Genomic DNA, 19,008 nt, shown 5'->3' on the forward strand with positions numbered 1-19,008 from the left:
CCGGAGCCTTCGCTCCGGACTGCCCCGTCCTCATCGTCGTCCAGGCCTTCGGCCTTCCCTTCCGATTCCGTCGGGCGCATCTACACGCCCCGCCCTCACCCGCCTGCCCCGTCACGCGCTCTTGATGAGGATTAGTCACGGTATCTGGGGTGGTCAGTGTGCTTGGCATGCTAGCCACCATCAAGGGGGGGTTGGCGGGGTGGGACGGTGCCCGCCTCGTGCCGGCCGCGCGGGCGGCCTTACGAGGCTTACGCGGCGTCTTGCGTGCACCGATGCCGCTCTCGCGCTTGCGGGGATCGCGCGCGTTTTGATCACCTGTTGAATTGCCCTCCACCGGCCATCGGTCTTCTAGCGGCGCGGATGCCGTGGCGTTCCACACCCATGTGCAACGCCTGATGGGCGGCGCGCGAGACAATCAGCATGCGCAAGCCAGTGCCTGCTCGCGCCGCCCATCACCGCCCCCTCCCCCCTGACTGCGAACCATTAGAAAACCAATCTCCAACAGCGCGAAGCGTCCCCGCAACACTGTCAACAACACGAACGCCAAACGTGGCCGCCCGCGCGGCCGCGGCTTGGCGACCCCGCAGATTCCATTCCCTGCACACAGGTCTAGCAGCGCAACGAACCGAGACACGCGTAGCCCGGCGCGGGGGTGGCTTGCGGAGTGGGCAACCTCGATGCGCCCGAGGGAATCCGTAGGGAGCCGAAGGCGGACGAGGATGACGAAGGGGAAGTCCGGCGCCGGCGCGCCGGACCGCAATCGTGGGCGCCCACTCCGCAAGCCACCCCCGCGACGGGCGACCCACGAAGTACGAAGCCCCCAAGACACAAACAACCTGGCCTAGAATATTCCCCCAGAGAACCCCCAAAAAAGAACCACAACAGAACTCAGCAAGAACCATGTCCCAAGCTACTCAAACCAGCGCCATCGCCTACGGCCTGGCCACTATTGCCGCCGACGGCACCGTTCTTGATACTTGGTATCCCCGCCCCTCCCTGGCTGACAACTCGCCCGCCGGCGGCACTCGTCACCTGACGCCTGAAGAAGCCCGCGCCGCCCTCGGTGAACACGTCCCGACCTCACTTGGCCGCGACACCCGCCGGAAAGTCGATATCGTGGCCGTGCGTACCGCCATCGCGTCGCTTGATGCGCCGCCCGCCGATGCGCATGATGCTTATCTGCGCCTGCATCTGCTCAGTCATCGGCTCATTCGGCCGCACGGTGCCAATCTGGATGGCTTGTTCAATGTGTTGGCCAATGTCGCCTGGACCTCGGTCGGGCCTTGCGCCGTCGAACAGGTCGACGCCTTGCGCTGGCAGTTGCGGGCGACCGGGCAGGTGCTTGAGATTCGCGGCGTCGACAAGATTCCGCGCATGACCGACTATGTCGTGCCCGCGGGTGTTCGTATTGCCGATACCGCGCGCGTGCGGCTCGGTGCGCATCTGGCCGCGGGCACCACCGTACTGCACGAAGGGTTCTGCAACTTCAATGCCGGCACCCTGGGGGCTTCCATGGTCGAAGGCCGCATCAGTGCAGGAGTCATCGTCGATGATGGCACCGACGTCGGCGGCGGTGCGTCCATCATGGGCACCATGTCTGGTGGCGGCAAACAGGTTGTTGCCATCGGCAAGCGCTGCCTGCTGGGCGCCAACTCGGGCATCGGCATCTCGTTGGGCGACGACTGCGTCGTCGAAGCGGGTTGCTATGTCACCGCCGGCACGCGTGTGCTCACGCCCGAAGGGGCGGTCGTCAAGGCCGTTGAGCTGGCCGGACAGCATGGGCTGCTGTTCCGCCGCAATTCGCAGACCGGCGCGGTCGAGGCGCTGGTGCGCACCGCGGCGTGGGGCACGCTCAACCCGGCCCTGCATACGGGCCATTGATCCGCGCGGTGAGCGCCGCGCCCCCACGACACAAGGGCCGCTTTCGCGGCCCTTGATACTTTGGGGATTGCGCTATGCGCCTGGCGTGTGGCGCCAGAGGCATCCAGGCCGTCAGGCCGATGCCGCTTGCGCCGTTTCACCAAGGCGGTCGTAGACCAGGTTCACGAACAGGTCCGAACTCAGGATGCGCGCGGCGGGGCACGAGAACACCGTCGCGCCGTCGTCGGTGCGCAGGCTGACCGTTTCGGTCCAGTCGTTCAGGTCGATGCGTTGCAGCGATTCGTAGGGCCAGGTGTCGGCGCCGATGTGCAGGCCTTCGGCCGACAGGGCCAGTTCGCGGGTCGTCAGGTTGGGGAAATCGCCGCCATCCAGCGTGCGGAAGGCCACCTGCGCGCCATCGGCCAGGCGGGCTTCCAGCACCGGCAGGCGCTGGTCGACCAGGCGCGAGCGGAAGGCGTCCATGAAGCGGGGGAATTCGACGATGTCGCCCGGCACCAGGGTCCAGCCAGGTTCGGCGCGGCTGCGGTAGGCGAAGCGGTCGATGCCGTCGAGGCCGGCTTGCGGGCCGGGGGCAGACAAATACAGGTCGGAGATGTCGGCGAAAGCGGTGTAGTAGCGTTCGCCATCTTGCTGGCGGACGATGCCGCGCTCGTGCAATTCAAAGCAATCCGGGGTGCTCCCCGTATCTACAAACACCGCCAATGCGTCAGGAGCCTGCGGGGTTTTGTCATCAGTCATGCAACTTCCTTATTGGAATCAGGGTGCTTTCGCGGCCCAGGAACGTCGCAAAGTCATGCGATACGCATTCTCCCCCATATCGGCAAAGCGTGCTCGATGACCCCGTTTTAGCGGCCAGATGCGGCAATAACGGGGTCAGGCGCGTATCAGCCGTTGCATCGCCTGCGGCGATTGGCCGAATGCGCGCAGGAAGGCCTTGCGCATGCGGTCGCGGTCGCCAAAGCCCGTTTCGCGCGCCACCACCTCGGCCGAGTGGCGGCCGGATTGCATCATGCCCTGCGCGGCCTCCAGCCGCAGGTGCTCCACCGCCTTGGCGGGCGACTGGCCGGTTTCCAGGCGGAAGACGCGGCTGAACTGGCGCGGGCTCAGGTGTGCGGCGCGGGCCAGTTCGTCGACCGACAGTTCGGCCCTCAGGTTGGCCTTGGCGTAAGCCAGCGCCGTCTGCACCCGGTCGGACTTGGCGTCCAGTTCCAGCAACGCGGAATACTGCGACTGGCCACCCGCGCGGCGCTGCGTCAGCACCAGCTTGCGCGCCACCATGCGGGCCACGTCCGCCCCCAGGTCGGCTTCCACCATCGCCAGCGCCAGGTCTACGCCTGCGCTCATGCCCGCCGACGTCCAGATCGGGCCGTCGGCCACGTAGATGCGGTCTTCGTCCACCTGCAGGCCGGGGTATTCGCGTTGCAGCCGCCGCGCAAAGTGCCAGTGCGTGGTGACGCGGCGCCCTTCCAGCAGGCCGGCCTGCGCCAGGATGAAGGCGCCGGTGCACATGGCGGCGCAGCGACGCACGCGCTTGCTGGCGGCCTGCAAGGCGCGCAGCAAACCATCGGACGCCCCTGCGCCGATGTTGTCGCCGGCCACGATCAGCGTGTCGAATGTGCGCCGGCCCAGCTTGGTGGAATCCACCGAAAAACCCTGTGAACTGGGCACCGGACCACCGTGTTCGGACACCAGCGTCACCCGGTATTGCGCCGACTCCAGGTGCATGTTGACCGTTTCGAAAACGGAACTGGCGGCCAGGCTCAGAACCTGGAAACCGGGGTGCAGCACGATCGCGATCGTTTTCATGGAGAAGCCTGCCAAGAGAAGAAAAGCCCTGGCTCAGGCCGGGGTCCACGTCCTGAGCCGGCCGATTTCATGGAATGTCCTAAAAAGACGTTTCTATGTCATTGAGGATATTTCCTGCCAATTCTACTCTGCATGGGTACCGGCGGCATCCACCGCCTTCCCCTTGGAGCCAACATGAGCACTACCCCCTTGAATCACACGCCCGGCCGCGCCCTGGTCACCGGTGCCTCGACCGGCATCGGCGCGCGCTACGCCTATCACCTGGCCCGCCGTGGCCATGACCTGACGCTGGTGGCGCGCAACGCCGGCCGGCTGGAAGCACTGGCGGCGCGCCTGCGCGCCGAAACCGGCCGCGACGTACGCGTATTGCCCGCCGACCTGGCCGATGCCGACGGCCTGGCCCGGGTGGCGCGTGAGCTGCGTGAAGACGAGTCGCTGACCGTGCTGGTGAACAACGCCGGTATCGGCTCGGTGGCGCCGCTGCTGCAATCGGACCCCGACCAGATGCAGGCCATGATCGACCTGAACGTCAGCGCGTTGACACGCCTGACCATGGCCGCGGTGCCGGGGTTCGTCGCGCGCGGCAATGGCACGCTGATCAACATCGCGTCGGTCGTGGCGCTGCATCCGGAACTGCTCAACGGCGTCTATGGCGCCAGCAAGGCGTATGTGCTGGCGTACTCGCAATCGCTGCGCCACGAGCTGGCCGACAAGGGCGTGCGCATCCAGGCCGTACTGCCGGGCGCCACGGGCACCGACTTCTGGGACCTGGCGGGAAAACCGGCCAGCGAATTGCCGGCCGCCATCGTGATGAGCGCCGATGACATGGTGCAGGCCGCGCTGGCCGGCCTGGACCAGGGCGAGTTCGTGACCATTCCCGCCTTGGGCGAAGCGGCCCTGTGGCAGCGCCTGGAAGACGCGCGCCAGGCGCTGGGCCCGGAACTGTCTCGCAATGCGCCCGCGGCCCGCTACGGCGTTCAGGCGCCCGGCGCCACCGGCACGAACGGGTAATGCTCCACCCGGCCGTGCGCCGCGATGATGGCGGTGGCCTCGGGCACTTCTTCCCAGGCCCCCGGCATCTCGGTCAACGGCTCGGACAGCAGCAGGAAGGCGTTGTCATCCAGCGCCGCGATCTGCGGATCGTCCGGGTACAGCTGGCGCAGGTGGTGCACGCAGGTGTTGTGAAACAGGGTGCGCGATTCGCGTTCGCTGGAATAGCGCACCGCGATCAGCCGCTCGCCGTCCAGGGCGCAGACCGTCATGTTGATGGGCTGCGCCACGCCATGACGCCGGCCGGTCTCTTCGACCGCGCCGACCATGCGCGCCAGCGCCGGCAGCGCGTCCTCTTCCAGGCCGAACGTCAGCGCCAGCAGGAACATCACCTCGGAATCGGTCGACCCTTCCAGGGATCCGAAATAGCTCGGCGCGATCATCAGCATCAAGTCGCGCCGCAAGAGCGGGTAGTCGCGGATCACGCCGTTGTGCACGAACAGCCAGTTGCCGTGGCGAAACGGGTGGCAGTTGGTCTCCTGGGCCGGCGTGTCGGTGGCGGCGCGGATGTGCGCCACGAAGAGCGGGGCGTGGATCGCGCGCGCCGCTTCGCGCAGGTTGCGGTCGTTCCAGGCGGGATGCACGCTGCGGTAGCGGAATGGCGGCTCTTGGGGCGGGCTTGCCTGGGGTGCGTCATTCGGTGCTTGGCCATTCGGGTGCCGGCCGCCTCGCGGCGGGCTGTACCAGCCCAGGCCGAAGCCGTCGCCATTGGTGGTGGTGACGCTCATGCGGGCGTGCAGGCTCTGGTCGATCAGAGAGTGCCTGGCCTTGAACAGCACGCTCTCCATTTGCAGGGGACTACCGGTGTAAGCGAGCCAGCGGCACATGATGCGCTCCTTCAAGACAAGCCCGGCGCGGGGCCTTGGCGATACGTCCCAGTGTAAGCGGCGTGCAATTTTCTACAAGCCCGCCTGCCACCGGGTCGGCATAGTGGGCATTCGCCCTATCCGCCAGAGAGCCTTGCCTTGGACACTTCCCCCCCGTTTTCCCCGCAGCTGGGTTTTTCCAGCGACAACATCGCCGGCGCCAGCCCGCAAGTCCTGGACGCGCTGCTGCGCGCCAATGAGGGACAGGCCCAACCCTATGGCGCCGACGACGCCAGCCAGCGCGTGGCGCGGCAATTGGCCGAGATTTTCGAACACGAGGTCGAGGTGTTGCTGGTGCCGACCGGCACCGCGGCCAATTCGCTGGCACTGTCGGTGCTGACGCCGCCGTGGGGCAGCGTGCTGTGCCACGCGCAAAGCCACATTGCCAACGACGAATGCGGCGCGCCGCAGTTCTACACCAGCGGCGCCCGCCTGACCTTGCTGGACGGCGACGCCGCCAAGATCGACCCGGCGCAACTTGCCGTCGAAGTGCGCCGCAAGGTCGGCGACGTGCATTCCATGCAGCCCGCCTGCGTCAGCATCACTCAGGCGACTGAAACCGGCAGCGTCTACACGCTGGCTGAAATCGCCGCGATCAGCGAGATCTGCCGGGGCGCCGGCCTGCCGCTGCACATGGACGGCGCACGCTTTGCCAACGCGCTGGTCAGCCTGGGCTGCACCCCCGCCGAGATGACCTGGAAGGCGGGCGTCAAGGCGCTGTCGTTCGGCGCCACCAAGAACGGCGTGCTGGGCGCGGAAGCCATCGTGCTGTTCGAGCCGGGCCTGGCCACCGAACTGGCTTACCGGCGCAAGCGCGGCGGTCACCTGTTCTCGAAGATGCGCCTGCTGTCGGCCCAGATGGAAGCCTATCTGGATGACGGCCTGTGGCTGCGCAACGCGCGCCAGGCCAACGCCATGGCGGCCCGCCTGGCCGCCGGCATGGCCGGCCTGCCGGGCGTGCAAACGCAAGGGCCGGCAGAGGCCAATATCCTGTTCTGCCGCCTGCCGGCCGCGGCCATCGAAGGCCTGCTCGCACAGGGCTTTCGCTTCTATCACGATCGCTGGGGCCCTGGCGTGGTGCGCCTGGTCACCTCGTTCGCCACCCGCGAGCAGGACGTGGACCATTTCCTGGCGGCGCTGCGCGAACAGTGCCGGTAGGGGCTTCGTATCGGGGCTACGCTGCGCGTCGAAACGCCGACGGCGCCACGCCGTAGGCCGTGCGGAACGCGCGGTTGAAGTGGCTTTGATCGTAGAAGCCCACGTCGGCCGCGACCTGCGCGATCGACGCCTGCGCGCGCGCCAGCACCGCGCAGGCCCGCTCCAGGCGCAGCCGCGTCAGCCAGGCATGCGGGGTCAGGCCGACCGATAGCGCGAAACGCCGCAGGAACTGGTAGCGGCTCAGGCCGCACAGCCGCGCCAGGTCTTGCAGGCTGATCTTGTCGGCCAGGTGGGCCTGGCAGTAATCCAGCACCTGGCGCGTATGCACGGCCGACAGGCCGCCGCGGATATCCTGCGGCGCCACGGCGCCGGTACGGGCGAACAAGGCGCCCATCAGCGCCAACGATACGGATTCATGCGCCAGCGGACCGGAAGGCGCGCCGTCCATCCACGACGCGTGCAATGCCATGAAGCGAGCCGCCAGCCGCGCATCTTCGACCAGCGTGCCCGTGAAGCGCTCGTCCGGCCCCGCCCCCGAGACTTCGGCGATGAAACCGCGCATCAGGTCCGGCGCGATGCGGAAGGTCTTCAGCGTATAGCTGTGGCCGTAGTCGTCCACGCCGGTGCCGTCATGGACCTCGCCCGGCGGCATCAGCGCCACCGCGCCGGGCCCCAGCAGGATGCTCCGGCCGCCAAAGGTCTGGCGCTGCACGCCCTGCGTCACCAGGCCGATGTGGTAATCCACGTGGTAGTGCCGGTCGAACTGGAATTCGGACAGGCGCGCTACGCCCAGCACCAGGCCCGGCGTACCCGCCACCGGTTGATATCGAACGTCGTCCTTCATGGATAGCGCCATGGTGCAAAGCGGCAGGTATACGCCCTGAAGCCGCCCTCCGTCATGTAATTTATTGCGGCGCTACTTCTTGAGCAACGCCTTGAGCATGGCCATGCGCTCTTTGGGATTCATGGCGGCCGTGGTCTCGTCTTCCTGCACGGTCGGATCATCCAGCCCCATTTCCTCGATGAAACGCGATGGCTCGCGCACCACGTCTTCGCGCGCCCGGCGACGGCGCTTGCACCAACTGAGGTTCAGGCTGCGCTGGGCCCGCGTGATGCCCACGTACATCAGGCGGCGTTCTTCCTGGATGCGGGTGGCCAGGTTTTCGGCGGCACGCGCCGGGTCGCCGTCTTCGTCGTCCTTGCCCAGGTGCGGCAGCAGGCCTTCTTCGACGCCGGCCAGGTAGACGTGCGGATATTCCAGCCCCTTGGACGCGTGCAGGGTCGACATCTTGACCGCGTCCGGCTCTTCTTCTTCGCCGCGCTCCAGCATGGTGACCAGCGCCACGTGCTGCACCAGGTCGAACAGCGACATGTTGTCTTCTTCGGCCTTGCGCTTGAGCCAGCCGGTCAGTTCCAGCACGTTCTGCCAGCGCGTCTGCGCCGGCCGCTCGTCGAACAGCTCGAACAGGTGGCGTTCGTATTGGATGGCCTGCACCAGATCGTCCAGGATGACGCCGGCGGGTTCAGCCGGTGCGGCGTCCTTGCCCGACGTGGCGCCCCGGCCGGCGCGCCACTGCATGCGGCGGATGAATTCGGTGAAGGTGCGCAGGGGTTCCAGCTGGCGCGGAGCCAGCAGGCTCTCCAGGCCGGTTTCTTCCACCGCCGCCAGCATCGAAAGCTCGCGGCTGGCGGCGTACTGGCCCAGCGTCTGCAGCGTGGCCTGGCCGATGCCGCGCTTGGGCGTGGTGGCCGCGCGAATGAAAGCGGGATCGTCATCGTCGTTGGCCAACAGGCGCAGGTACGACAGCACGTCGCGCACTTCGGCCTTGTCGAAAAAGCTCTGCCCACCCGAGATCGTGTACGGAATCTTCAGGTTGCGCAGCGCCTGCTCGAGAATGCGCGACTGGTGATTGCCGCGATACAGGATGGCGAAGTCCTTCCATTGCGCCTGGCGTTCGAAGCGCGAGGCCGAGATCTTCATGGCGATGGATTCGGCTTCCTGCTCTTCGCCGTCCATGGCCGACACCACGATGGGCTCGCCCACGCCCAGGTCCGACCACAGTTTCTTGTCGAACAGCTTGGGATTCTTTTCGATCACCTGGTTGGCCGCCGCCAGGATGCGCTGCACCGACCGATAGTTCTGCTCCAGCTTGATGAGCTTGAGGTTCGGGTAGTCGGTCGTGAGCTTGGCCAGGTTCTCGATGGTGGCACCGCGCCAGGCGTAGATGGCCTGGTCGTCGTCGCCCACCGCCGTGAACATGGCGCGCGGCCCGGTCAATAGCTGCACCAGGCGGTACTGGCACACGTTGGTGTCCTGGTATTCGTCCACCAGCAAATAGCGCACGCGGTTCTGCCAGCGGGTGCGCACTTCTTCGTTGTTGGCCAGCAGCATCGCCGGGATGCGTATCAGGTCGTCGAAATCCACCGCCTGGTAGGCGGCCAGCGTGGCGGCATAGCTGCGGTAGACATTGGCGGCTTCGACGTCGCCCGGCGTGATGGCTTCGCGCGCGGCATCGTCCGGTTCCATCAGCGCGTTCTTCCACAGCGAGATGATGCCCTGCACGTGGCGCAGCCGGCCCTTGTCGGTGGTGGCGAGCAGTTCCTGGATGATCGCCATGGCGTCATCGGCATCCAGGATCGAAAACGTGGGTTTCAGGCCGGCATTGCGAGCCTCTTCGCGCAGCATCTTCACCCCCAGCGAGTGGAAGGTGCTGATGGTCAGGCCCTTGCCCAGCTTGCGGTCGACCAGCGTCTTGACGCGCTCGTCCATCTCGCGCGCGGCCTTGTTGGTGAAGGTCAGCGCCACCACGTTGCGGCCCATGTAACCGCATTCGCGCAGCAGGTAGGCGATCTTCTGCGTGATCACGCGCGTCTTGCCGCTGCCTGCGCCGGCCAGCACCAGGCAAGGGCCGTCCAGGTACAGCACCGCTTCTTTCTGCGCGGGGTTCAGGCCGTGGCCAATGGGTTCGCTTGCGGACATGGAGACTCAGAGAATGGAGCACGATCATAGAGCAATCAGGGTGGCGACGCCGAGGCCGCCGCCGTCAGATTTCCAGCGGATCGACCTCCAGTTGCCAGCGCACGCGGGCCTCGTTGGCCAGATACGGCAGATGGTGCGACCACGACGCCAGAAACGCCTGCAACGCCGGGCGGCTGGTGCTTTCGACCAGCAACTGGGCGCGCTCGATATTGGCCACCCGCACCACCCGCAGCGGCACCGGGTCGTACAGCATGATGGCGTCCAGCCCCGGGAAATCGGCTGCCCATTCGCCTTCGGGCAAGGCCCGCGCCTGCTGCAGGAATGCCTGCGCCACCGCCAGCTCGCGCGCCTCGGCCGTCAATAGCGCCTGGTAGGCAAACGGCGGCAGGCCGGTGCTCTCGCGTTCGTGCAGCGCATGGCGGGCAAAACCCGCGTAGTCGTGCCGCAGCAGGGCCTGGTACACGGGCTGCTCGGGGTAACCGGTCTGGATGATGACCTGGCCGTTGCCTTGGTGGCGCCCGGCCCGCCCCGCCACCTGCATCAGCTGGGCGAACAGGCGTTCGGGCGCGCGGAAATCGTGGGCAAACAGGGCCGAGTCCGGATTCAACACCCCCACCAGCCCCAGCCGCGCAAAATCGTGGCCCTTGGCCACCATCTGGGTGCCCACCAGGATGTCGACCTCGCCCGCATGCACCGAGGCGAACAGGGCCTCGGCGCTGCCTTTCTTGCGCGTGCTGTCGGCATCGATGCGCAGGATGCGGGCTTCGGGGAACAGCTCGGCCAGGTGCTCTTCCACGCGCTGGGTGCCGCGACCCATCGGCGCCAGATCCTGGTCGCCGCATTCGGGGCAGGCATGCGGCACCGGCGCCTGGTAGCCGCAGTGATGGCATTGCAGGCGGTGGCCACGGCCCGCGCGATGCAGCACGGTGAAGGCCGTGCAGCGCGGACAGTTGCTGACCCAACCGCAGGATTGGCAATGCAGCACCGGCGCAAAGCCGCGCCGGTTCAGGAAAATCAGCGACTGCTCTTTGTTGGCCAGGCGCTCGCCGATGGCTTCCAGCAGCTGCGGCGACATGCCGTGCTTCATTTGCAGGCGGCGGGTGTCCACCAGCTTCATCGACGGCAAGGTGCTGGACCGCGCGCGCGCCGGCAAGGCCAGCCGCAGGTAGCGCCCGCGCTCGGCGTGCTGCCAGGTTTCCAGCGACGGCGTGGCCGACCCCAGCACCACCGGAATATCCAGGTCGTGTGCGCGCCACACCGCCAGGTCGCGCGCGGAATAGCGCAGGCCGTCCTGCTGCTTGTAGGACGCATCGTGCTCTTCGTCGACCACGATCAGGCCCAGCTCGCTCATCGGCGCAAAGATCGACATGCGCGTGCCCAGCAGCATCCGCGCCTGGCCGCGTTGCGCCCGCGACCAGGCCTGCAGCCGTTCGCCATCGGACAGGCCGCTATGCATCACCGCCAGGCCGTCCGGGCCCACCAGGCTTTCCAGCCGGGCCCGCAGCGCACCTTCCAGCTGCGGTGTCAGGTTGATTTCCGGCACCATCAGCAGCACCTGGCGCCCGGCCGCCAGGACCTTTTCGGCGGCGCGCAGGTAGACCTCGGTCTTGCCGCTGCCGGTTACGCCGTACAGCAGCACCGGCTTGAAGCTTGTCAGCCCGGCGATGGCGTCTACCGCGGTCTGCTGGGCGTCGTTCAGGTCGGGCGGCTGGTCGGCCGTCGCGGCGGCGCGTACCGCCTTGCGTTTGCGCGCATCCAGCCGCGCCACCGGGCCGCCCGCCGACCGCTTGCCCTGGTAGGCGGTGGGTTTGCGCAGCGGTGGCGGCAGCGTGGGCAGCATCACCTCGCCCAGCGGCCGTTGATAGTATTCGGCGGCAAACCGGGCCAGGCGCAGCCAGGCGTCGTCAAACGGCGGCAGGTCTTCCAGCACCGCCTCGATCGGCTTGATCTGCTTCGGTTCGAAGGACGGTTCGGCCGGGTTGTCCACCACCACGCCGACCAGCTTGCGGCGGCCGAACGGCACGATCACCCGCAGGCCCGCCGTAATGGGGGCTGTGTGGCGATAGTCGAACGGACCGGGCAGCGGCACGTCCAGCGCCACGCGCACCCAGCAGGTCGCCGCCGGCTCGACCGGCGTGGATTCGACCAGCGCGAAGACTTCAGACATGAGCTGCGGAACGGAACATTGACTGGGCGGACCCGAAACGGCTCCGGTCCCTACCCTGTGGATAACTTTGGGGAAAAGGCTGGAGCAACGTCAGAAATTGGAATAAGGCAAGATTGCATCAAGTCTTGCAAAGCTGTTGAAAACCTATTTTATTCCAACAAAAACAACAGCTTATGCAAACTTCCAAGATTGTAAACAAGCTTCTAGAGGGTTTTCCCCAAGCGTAATCTTGCTGTGCACAAGTCTCCGCCCGGGGCCTCCAGCTTCGGCCCTAAGGGCCGAAGCGTTCACTCACTTACCCTCTGAGCGAACGGCTGTGTTGGTGGACTTCGTCGACCAATTCGGCTACCGCTTCGGGCGGCGTGAAACGCGAAATGCCATGGCCCAAGTTGAACACATGGCCGCCCTTGCCCACCGGGCCGAAGGCATCCAGCACCCGGCGCGCCTCGGCACGGATGGCGGGGCCGCCGCCGAACAACGCCATGGGGTCCAGGTTGCCCTGGAACGCGACCGAATCGCCGGTGCGGCGCCGCGCCGCAGCCAGGTCCACGGTCCAGTCCAGGCCCACGGCATCGCAACCACAAGCGGCGATGGCTTCCAGCCACTGTCCGCCCCCCTTGGTGAAGACAATCGCGGGCACGCGGCGCCCTTCGTGTTCGCGGGTCAGGCCCGCCACGACCTTGCGGGTATAGGCCAGCGAGAACTGCTGGAACAGGCCGTCGGCCAGCACGCCGCCCCAGCTGTCGAACAGCATCACGGCCTGCGCACCCGCGGCGATCTGCGCATTCAGGTACTGCAGGGTAGCTTCGGCGTTGATTTCGAGAATGCGGTGCAGCAGGTCCGGACGCGAATACAGCATGGTCTTGATCAGGCGGTAGTCGTCGCTGCCCTGCCCTTCGACCATGTAGCAGGCGATCGTCCAGGGGCTGCCGGCAAAGCCGATCAGCGGCACCTTGCCGTCCAGGTCGCGGCGGATGGTGGATACCGCATCGAACACATAGCGCAGCTTGTCCATGTCGGGCACGGCCAGGCGCGCCACGTCATCTTCCGTGCGCACCGGGCGGGCAAAGCGCGGGCCCTCGCCCTCGGCGAAGTCCAGGCCCAGGCCCATGGCGTGCGGCACGGTCAGGATGTCGGAAAACAGGATGGCCGCGTCCAGGTCGAAGCGCTCGAGCGGCTGCAACGTGACTTCCGACGCGTAGTCCGGGTTCTGAGCCAGGCCCATGAAGGAACCGGCCCGCGCCCGCGTCTGGCGGTATTCGGGCAGGTAGCGACCCGCCTGGCGCATGAGCCAGATGGGGGTATAGGGCACGGGCTCGCGCAAGAGCGAGCGCAAGAACACATCGTTCTTCAAGACGGCAGCGGACACGACTATCCTCGATGATCGGAAGCCGTGATTTTACTGCCCCAAGCTGACAGGGCATGACCGGTGCCTGCCAACGCCTTGCCGGTGCGCAAAGCCGGACGTTTTTCACTTGGATTCCAGCCCTGGCGGCCGGCAACCTCCGTGGCTGCTGCGCCGGCCCGTGCGCCATGCGCCGCGCCGTGTTGCCGGGCAATGCCCGTCAGACGTCGCCGCGTTCAGCCCGGCGCCGGTACGGCGCGGCGTCGATGCCGTGCTTGCGCATCAGCGCCCAGAATGCCCGCCTGTGCTTGCTGGAGGCCCGGGCGGCCCGTGCCACATTGCCCTGGTGGCGCGACAACGCCAGGCGGATGTAGTCGGACTCAAAGCCGTCCACCACCCGCGCCTTGGCTTGGCGAAAAGGCTCGTGCGTGCCCCGGTCCGCCTGGTGCTGCAGGCCCGCCAGGCCTTGCTGCAGCACCTGACGCGCCAGTGGCGGACGAACGTCCGACGGCGGCACCTGCCGAGCCAGCGGCAGTCTTGCATCAGGCCGGCCAGCCCTGTCCGGGTCCGGCGCGGGGTACACGACCCCGGCTTCCGCGAGCTGGCCAGATGGCGCCCACGGCCCGCGCCGGGCCAGGCGCCCCAGCCTCACCCGCAGGCTTTCCAGGCAATACGGCGCCGTCATGAAATCGGCCGCGCCCAGTTGCAGCAGGTCTTCGATGGCCGGCGCGGTCATGTCGTGCACGAACAGCAGCACCGGCGTGACCAGCGACTCGCCCGCCTGCTGCAAGGCCATGCGCGTCCAGGCCAGCGAGGCCGGCGCGACGGGCAGGATGCAATGGTCGTAGCGCCGCAGGCCCACTGCCAGCCGGGCCAGCGCGTGAATGTCCGGGCCGTCGCTGGCGACCCGGGCGGAAACGCTCGCAACGCCTGTGCCAGCCCGTCTGCCGGCAGCGCGGCTATCGGGTGCCCCTGCCACGGCGGCCTGGGCCCGCAAAGGCACCAGGTGCAGCCGCACCCTGGCCAGCCTGGGCTGGTCGCGCACGACCCAGTCGCGCATGGCAGTTTCGTGGCCAGGGGTCAGCAGTACCCCGCAATCCGTGGTGTCTCGCACGCTTTCTTCCTCAGGCAGCTTGCCTAAAGTTGAAGGCTACGGGCGGGCCGTTCCGCTCGCCATTCGTAGCGAACGCAACTTTCCTGATGGTTTGCCGAGACCGGGAGCCCCGCGGCCGGCATGAAAAAAGCGGCCCGTGGGCCGCTTCTTTCAAGTCCGGGGCAAACCCCGGCGGACAACTGTCGCTTAGTGCGAACGGCCGCCTTGGCGCAGCTTGCGCGCCGCGATGGCTTGCGCAGCCAGCATGGCGAGTTCAGCTTCGACAACCGCGATGTCGGCCTTGTCCTTGGCGTTGGCCAGGGCCTCTTCGGCGCGCTTGCGCGCTTCCAGGGCACGGGCTTCGTCCAGGTCCGCGGCACGGATGGCGGTGTCGGCCAGGACCGTCACGCTGCCCGGCTGCACTTCCAGAATGCCCCCGGCGACGAAGATGTTTTCCTCGCCTTGGTCGGCACGAACGATCTTGACCGTCCCGGGGCGTATGCGCGAAATCAGCGGGGTGTGGCCGGGCAGAATGCCCAGTTCACCCGCCTCGCCAGGCAGCACCACGAACTTCGCCTCACCGGAGAAGATCGCTTCCTCTGCGCTGACGACATCCACATGCAGGGTAGCCATATCGGTTCCTTATTGCAGTTTCTTGGCCTTCTCGAAGGCCTCGTCGATCGAACCGACCATGTAGAAGGCCTGTTCCGGCAGGGCATCGCATTCGCCGTTCACGATCATCTTGAAACCACGGATGGTTTCAGCCAGCGGAACGTACTTGCCGGGCGAGCCGGTGAACACTTCGGCCACGTGGAACGGCTGCGACAGGAAGCGCTGGATCTTGCGCGCGCGGGCCACGGCCTGCTTGTCTTCCGGCGACAGTTCGTCCATGCCCAGAATCGCGATGATGTCGCGCAGTTCCTTGTAGCGCTGCAGCGTTTGCTGCACGCCACGGGCCACGGCGTAGTGCTCTTCGCCGACGACTTGCGGGTCGAGCTGGCGGCTGGACGAATCCAGCGGGTCCACGGCGGGGTAGATACCCAGCGAGGCGATGTCACGCGACAGCACGACGGTCGAGTCCAAATGCTGGAAGGTCGTGGCAGGCGACGGGTCGGTCAAGTCGTCCGCAGGGACGTACACGGCCTGGATCGAGGTGATCGAGCCGGTCTTGGTCGACGTGATGCGCTCTTGCAGCTTGCCCATTTCTTCGGCCAGCGTGGGCTGGTAGCCCACGGCCGACGGCATACGGCCCAGCAGTGCCGACACTTCGGTACCGGCCAGGGTGTAGCGGTAGATGTTGTCGACGAAGAACAGGATGTCGCGGCCTTCGTCGCGGAACTTCTCGGCCATCGTCAGGCCGGTCAGCGCCACGCGCAGACGGTTGCCCGGGGGTTCGTTCATCTGACCGAACACCATGGCGACCTTGTCCAGAACGTTCGACTCTTCCATTTCGTGGTAGAAGTCGTTGCCTTCGCGGGTACGCTCACCCACGCCGGCAAACACCGACAGACCGCTGTGCTGCTTGGCGATGTTGTTGATCAGTTCCATCATGTTGACGGTCTTGCCCACGCCGGCGCCGCCGAACAGGCCGACCTTGCCGCCCTTGGCGAACGGGCACACCAGGTCAATAACCTTGATGCCGGTTTCCAGCAGTTCCACCGACGGCGACAGTTCGTCGAAGCGGGGAGCCGATTGGTGGATGCCACGCTTTTCTTCGTGCTGGATCGGGCCGGCTTCGTCGATGGGACGACCCAGCACGTCCATGATGCGGCCCAGCGTGCCGGTGCCGACCGGCACCGAGATCGGGGCGCCCGTGCCCGTGACCTTCATGCCGCGGCGCAGGCCGTCGCTGGAGCCCAGCGCAATGGTACGCACCACGCCGTCGCCCAGCTGTTGCTGCACTTCCAGCGTCAGGCCCTTTTCGGCGAACGAGGAGGTCTCGTCGTCGGCCAGGGTAAGCGCTTCATAGATCTTGGGCATGTGATCGCGGGGGAACTGAATATCCACCACGGCGCCGATGCACTGAACGATGGTTCCGTTGCTCATGTCGATTCCTTGCTTGATAGCTTTAGATGGGAGCTGCCTGCCTTAAACGGCGGCAGCGCCCCCTACGATTTCCGAAATTTCTTTGGTGATCGCGGCCTGGCGGGTCTTGTTGTAGACCAGCTGCAGATCGCCGATGACCTTCTTGGCGTTGTCCGACGCCGCCTTCATGGCGACCATCCGGGCCGACTGCTCCGAAGCCATGTTCTCGGCCACGGCTTGGTACAGCAGGCCTTCAACGTAACGCTGCAGCAGGTCGTCGATCACGCTACGGGCGTCGGGTTCGTAGATGTAATCCCAGCTGTAGTCCGACTTCACTTCCGACGTCTTCGCCAGGCTTTCGGCGCCCGTCTGGTACGGATCTTCCAAACCGCTGGCCAACGGCAGCAGGCGCAGGAACAGCGGCTCCTGCTTCATCGTGTTGACGAAGCGGGTCGAAGCCACGTACAGCGCGTCGATGCGGCCTTCCAGGTAGGCGTCCAGCTGCACCTTGATCGCGCCCAGCAGGCGGTCCAGTTGCGGCTTGTCGCCCAGTTGCACGTCCTGGGACACCAGTTTGGCGCCGATACGGGTCAGCACACCCACGCCCTTGTTGCCGAAAGCGGTCGCTTGCACGGCGATGCCGTTCTTCTCGAACTCTTTCAGCTTGCCCAGCACCACGCGAGTGATGTTGGTGTTCAAGCCGCCGCACAAACCCTTGTCGGTCGTCACCATGACCACGCCGACCGCCTTGACTTCGCGTTCGACCAGGTACGGGTGGCTGTACTCGGGGTTGGCTTGCATCAGGTGCGCAGCAATCTCGCGCACCTTGGTGGCGTACGGACGACCGGCACGCATCCGTTCCTGCGCCTTGCGCATCTTGGATGCGGCGACCATTTCCATCGCCTTGGTGATCTTGCGCGTGTTTTGCACGCTCTTGATCTTGGTTCGGATTTCCTTAATTCCGGGCATTGCGCTTTCCTGTGAAGACTGGCCGATGGGTTCCGCTCACGCCTCAACCATCCGGTAAGGATGGGTGAGGCGTTGCAGACGCCTAACCCATCACTTTCTTAAAAAGCACCGTGCTTCTTGAATTCCTGAACGGCGGTGGCCAGTTCGGCCTCGTCGTCCTTGGACAGTTCCTTGGTGTCTTCGATGCGCTGGATCAGGGCCGCATGCTTGGCCTTGAGCTGATCCTTCAGCGACTTCTCGAACGACAGCACTTGGGCCACGTCCACGTCATCCAGGTAGCCGTTGTTGACCGTGTACAGCGTGACGGCCAGTTCCCACACTTGCAGCGGCTGGTATTGCGGCTGCTTGAGCAGTTCGACCACGCGCTTGCCGCGTTCCAGCTGGCGACGGGTGGCGTCGTCCAGGTCGGAAGCGAACTGCGCGAAGGCGGCCAGTTCACGGTACTGCGCCAGGTCGGTACGGATACCGCCGGACAGCTTCTTGATGACCTTGGTCTGCGCAGCGCCACCCACACGCGACACCGAGATACCGGCGTTGATGGCGGGACGGACACCGGCGTTGAACAGGTCGGTTTCCAGGAAGATCTGGCCGTCGGTGATCGAGATCACGTTGGTCGGAACGAAGGCGGACACGTCGCCAGCCTGGGTTTCGATGATCGGCAGCGCGGTCAGCGAGCCGGTCTTGCCCTTGACGGCGCCATCGGTGAACTTCTCGACGTAGTCTTCGTTCACGCGGGCAGCGCGTTCCAGCAGGCGCGAGTGCAGGTAGAACACGTCGCCCGGGTAGGCTTCGCGGCCCGGCGGACGGCGCAGCAGCAGCGACACTTGGCGGTAGGCCCAGGCTTGCTTGGTCAGGTCGTCATAGACGATCAGGGCGTCTTCGCCACGATCGCGGAAGTATTCGCCCATCGTGCAGCCGGCGTAGGCGGCCAGGTACTGCATGGCGGCCGAGTCGGAAGCCGAAGCGGCCACGACGATGGTGTATTCCAGCGCGCCGTGCTCTTCCAGCTTGCGAACCACGTTGTTGATCGTGGAAGCCTTCTGGCCGATAGCGACGTACACGCAGGTGACGCCCTTGCCCTTCTGGCTGATGATGGTGTCGACGGCCACGGCGGTCTTGCCGGTCTGGCGGTCGCCAATGATCAGTTCGCGCTGGCCACGGCCGATGGGAACCATCGAGTCGATAGCCTTGACGCCGGTTTGCAGCGGCTGCGACACCGAGCGGCGGGCGATAACGCCAGGCGCCACTTTTTCGATGATGTCGGTGGCCTTGGCGTTGACCGGGCCCTTGCCGTCGATCGGCTCGCCCAGCGTGTTGACCACGCGGCCTTTCAGTTCGGGACCGACCGGAACTTCCAGAATGCGGCCGGTCGTCTTGACCTGGTCGCCTTCGGAGATGCCGGTGTAGTCACCGAGAATAACGGCGCCGACGGAATCGCGCTCGAGGTTGAGCGCCAGACCGAAAACGTTGTTGGGGAATTCGAGCATTTCGCCCTGCATCACGTCGGACAAGCCGTGGATGCGGGTAATACCGTCGGTCACGGACACGACGGTGCCCTGAGTACGGACATCAGCCGAAGCGCCCAGGCCCTCGATGCGGCTCTTGAGCAGTTCGCTGATCTCGGAGGGATTGAGTTGCATATTGACTCCTGGAATCCTGTTAGTTGCC

Annotated in this window: 15 protein-coding genes; 3 read left to right on the forward strand and 12 right to left on the reverse strand. The window is 66.1% G+C overall.

Annotated elements, in window-relative coordinates:
* Positions 1 to 900: 900 nt before the first annotated feature.
* On the forward strand, positions 901 to 1,881 hold the full coding sequence (gene dapD, locus AC6LJ2_RS25755) for a 2,3,4,5-tetrahydropyridine-2,6-dicarboxylate N-succinyltransferase (RefSeq protein ID WP_263915730.1): 981 nt from the start codon (positions 901 to 903) through the stop codon (positions 1,879 to 1,881).
* 111 nt (positions 1,882 to 1,992) lie between these two features.
* Here dapD and AC6LJ2_RS25760 read toward each other — a convergent pair whose 3' ends face one another.
* On the reverse strand, positions 1,993 to 2,619 hold the full coding sequence (locus AC6LJ2_RS25760; protein ID WP_263915731.1) for a hypothetical protein: 627 nt from the start codon (positions 2,617 to 2,619) through the stop codon (positions 1,993 to 1,995).
* Positions 2,620 to 2,754: 135 nt separating this feature from the next.
* Positions 2,755 to 3,687, reverse strand: a complete 933-nt coding sequence (locus AC6LJ2_RS25765) for a GlxA family transcriptional regulator (protein WP_498152461.1) — start codon at positions 3,685 to 3,687, stop codon at positions 2,755 to 2,757.
* Between the two features lie 174 nt (positions 3,688 to 3,861).
* Here AC6LJ2_RS25765 and AC6LJ2_RS25770 point away from each other — a divergent pair, with 174 nt between their 5' ends.
* Positions 3,862 to 4,698, forward strand: coding sequence for an SDR family NAD(P)-dependent oxidoreductase (locus tag AC6LJ2_RS25770; RefSeq protein WP_498152462.1), 837 nt, complete (start codon positions 3,862 to 3,864; stop codon positions 4,696 to 4,698).
* Here AC6LJ2_RS25770 and AC6LJ2_RS25775 read toward each other — a convergent pair.
* Positions 4,665 to 5,564, reverse strand: a complete 900-nt coding sequence (locus AC6LJ2_RS25775) for a class II glutamine amidotransferase (protein WP_498152463.1) — start codon at positions 5,562 to 5,564, stop codon at positions 4,665 to 4,667. The genes AC6LJ2_RS25770 and AC6LJ2_RS25775 overlap by 34 nt on opposite strands.
* A gap of 138 nt (positions 5,565 to 5,702) precedes the next feature.
* On the opposite strand from AC6LJ2_RS25775, the gene AC6LJ2_RS25780 reads away from it, so the two are divergent.
* On the forward strand, positions 5,703 to 6,761 hold the full coding sequence (locus AC6LJ2_RS25780) for a threonine aldolase family protein (RefSeq protein WP_498152464.1): 1,059 nt from the start codon (positions 5,703 to 5,705) through the stop codon (positions 6,759 to 6,761).
* Between the two features lie 16 nt (positions 6,762 to 6,777).
* On the opposite strand, the gene AC6LJ2_RS25785 is transcribed toward AC6LJ2_RS25780, so the two are convergent.
* The 9 genes from AC6LJ2_RS25785 to atpA all read right to left on the reverse strand — a co-directional run bounded on the left by AC6LJ2_RS25785 (position 6,778) and on the right by atpA (position 18,980).
* Complete coding sequence (locus AC6LJ2_RS25785) at positions 6,778 to 7,605, reverse strand: helix-turn-helix domain-containing protein (RefSeq protein ID WP_263915736.1); 828 nt, start codon at positions 7,603 to 7,605, stop codon at positions 6,778 to 6,780.
* A 72-nt stretch (positions 7,606 to 7,677) separates the two neighbouring features.
* Positions 7,678 to 9,741, reverse strand: a complete 2,064-nt coding sequence (locus AC6LJ2_RS25790; protein WP_263915737.1) for a UvrD-helicase domain-containing protein — start codon at positions 9,739 to 9,741, stop codon at positions 7,678 to 7,680.
* Between the two features lie 64 nt (positions 9,742 to 9,805).
* A complete protein-coding gene (locus AC6LJ2_RS25795; RefSeq protein WP_498152465.1) occupies positions 9,806 to 11,908 on the reverse strand; it encodes a primosomal protein N' in 2,103 nt (700 codons plus the stop codon).
* Between the two features lie 295 nt (positions 11,909 to 12,203).
* Positions 12,204 to 13,277 carry a uroporphyrinogen decarboxylase gene (hemE, locus tag AC6LJ2_RS25800; RefSeq protein ID WP_263915739.1) on the reverse strand — a complete coding sequence of 358 codons (1,074 nt, stop codon included), beginning with the start codon at positions 13,275 to 13,277 and terminating at the stop codon, positions 12,204 to 12,206.
* A 196-nt stretch (positions 13,278 to 13,473) separates the two neighbouring features.
* Positions 13,474 to 14,367 (reverse strand): response regulator, encoded by an 894-nt coding sequence (locus AC6LJ2_RS25805; protein ID WP_498152466.1) that lies wholly within the window; start codon positions 14,365 to 14,367, stop codon positions 13,474 to 13,476.
* Between the two features lie 186 nt (positions 14,368 to 14,553).
* Positions 14,554 to 14,979, reverse strand: a complete 426-nt coding sequence (locus AC6LJ2_RS25810) for a F0F1 ATP synthase subunit epsilon (RefSeq protein WP_006392535.1) — start codon at positions 14,977 to 14,979, stop codon at positions 14,554 to 14,556.
* A gap of 9 nt (positions 14,980 to 14,988) precedes the next feature.
* Positions 14,989 to 16,392 (reverse strand): F0F1 ATP synthase subunit beta, encoded by a 1,404-nt coding sequence (gene atpD / locus AC6LJ2_RS25815; protein ID WP_263915741.1) that lies wholly within the window; start codon positions 16,390 to 16,392, stop codon positions 14,989 to 14,991.
* A 42-nt stretch (positions 16,393 to 16,434) separates the two neighbouring features.
* Positions 16,435 to 17,340: a F0F1 ATP synthase subunit gamma gene (gene atpG, locus AC6LJ2_RS25820; RefSeq protein ID WP_263915742.1), complete on the reverse strand. Its 906-nt coding sequence runs from the start codon at positions 17,338 to 17,340 to the stop codon at positions 16,435 to 16,437.
* A 98-nt stretch (positions 17,341 to 17,438) separates the two neighbouring features.
* Entirely contained in the window at positions 17,439 to 18,980 is a 1,542-nt protein-coding gene (atpA, locus tag AC6LJ2_RS25825) for a F0F1 ATP synthase subunit alpha (RefSeq protein ID WP_263915743.1), read from the reverse strand.
* Positions 18,981 to 19,008 lie beyond the last annotated feature (28 nt).

This window comes from Achromobacter sp. 1014246743 (assembly GCF_059760725.1).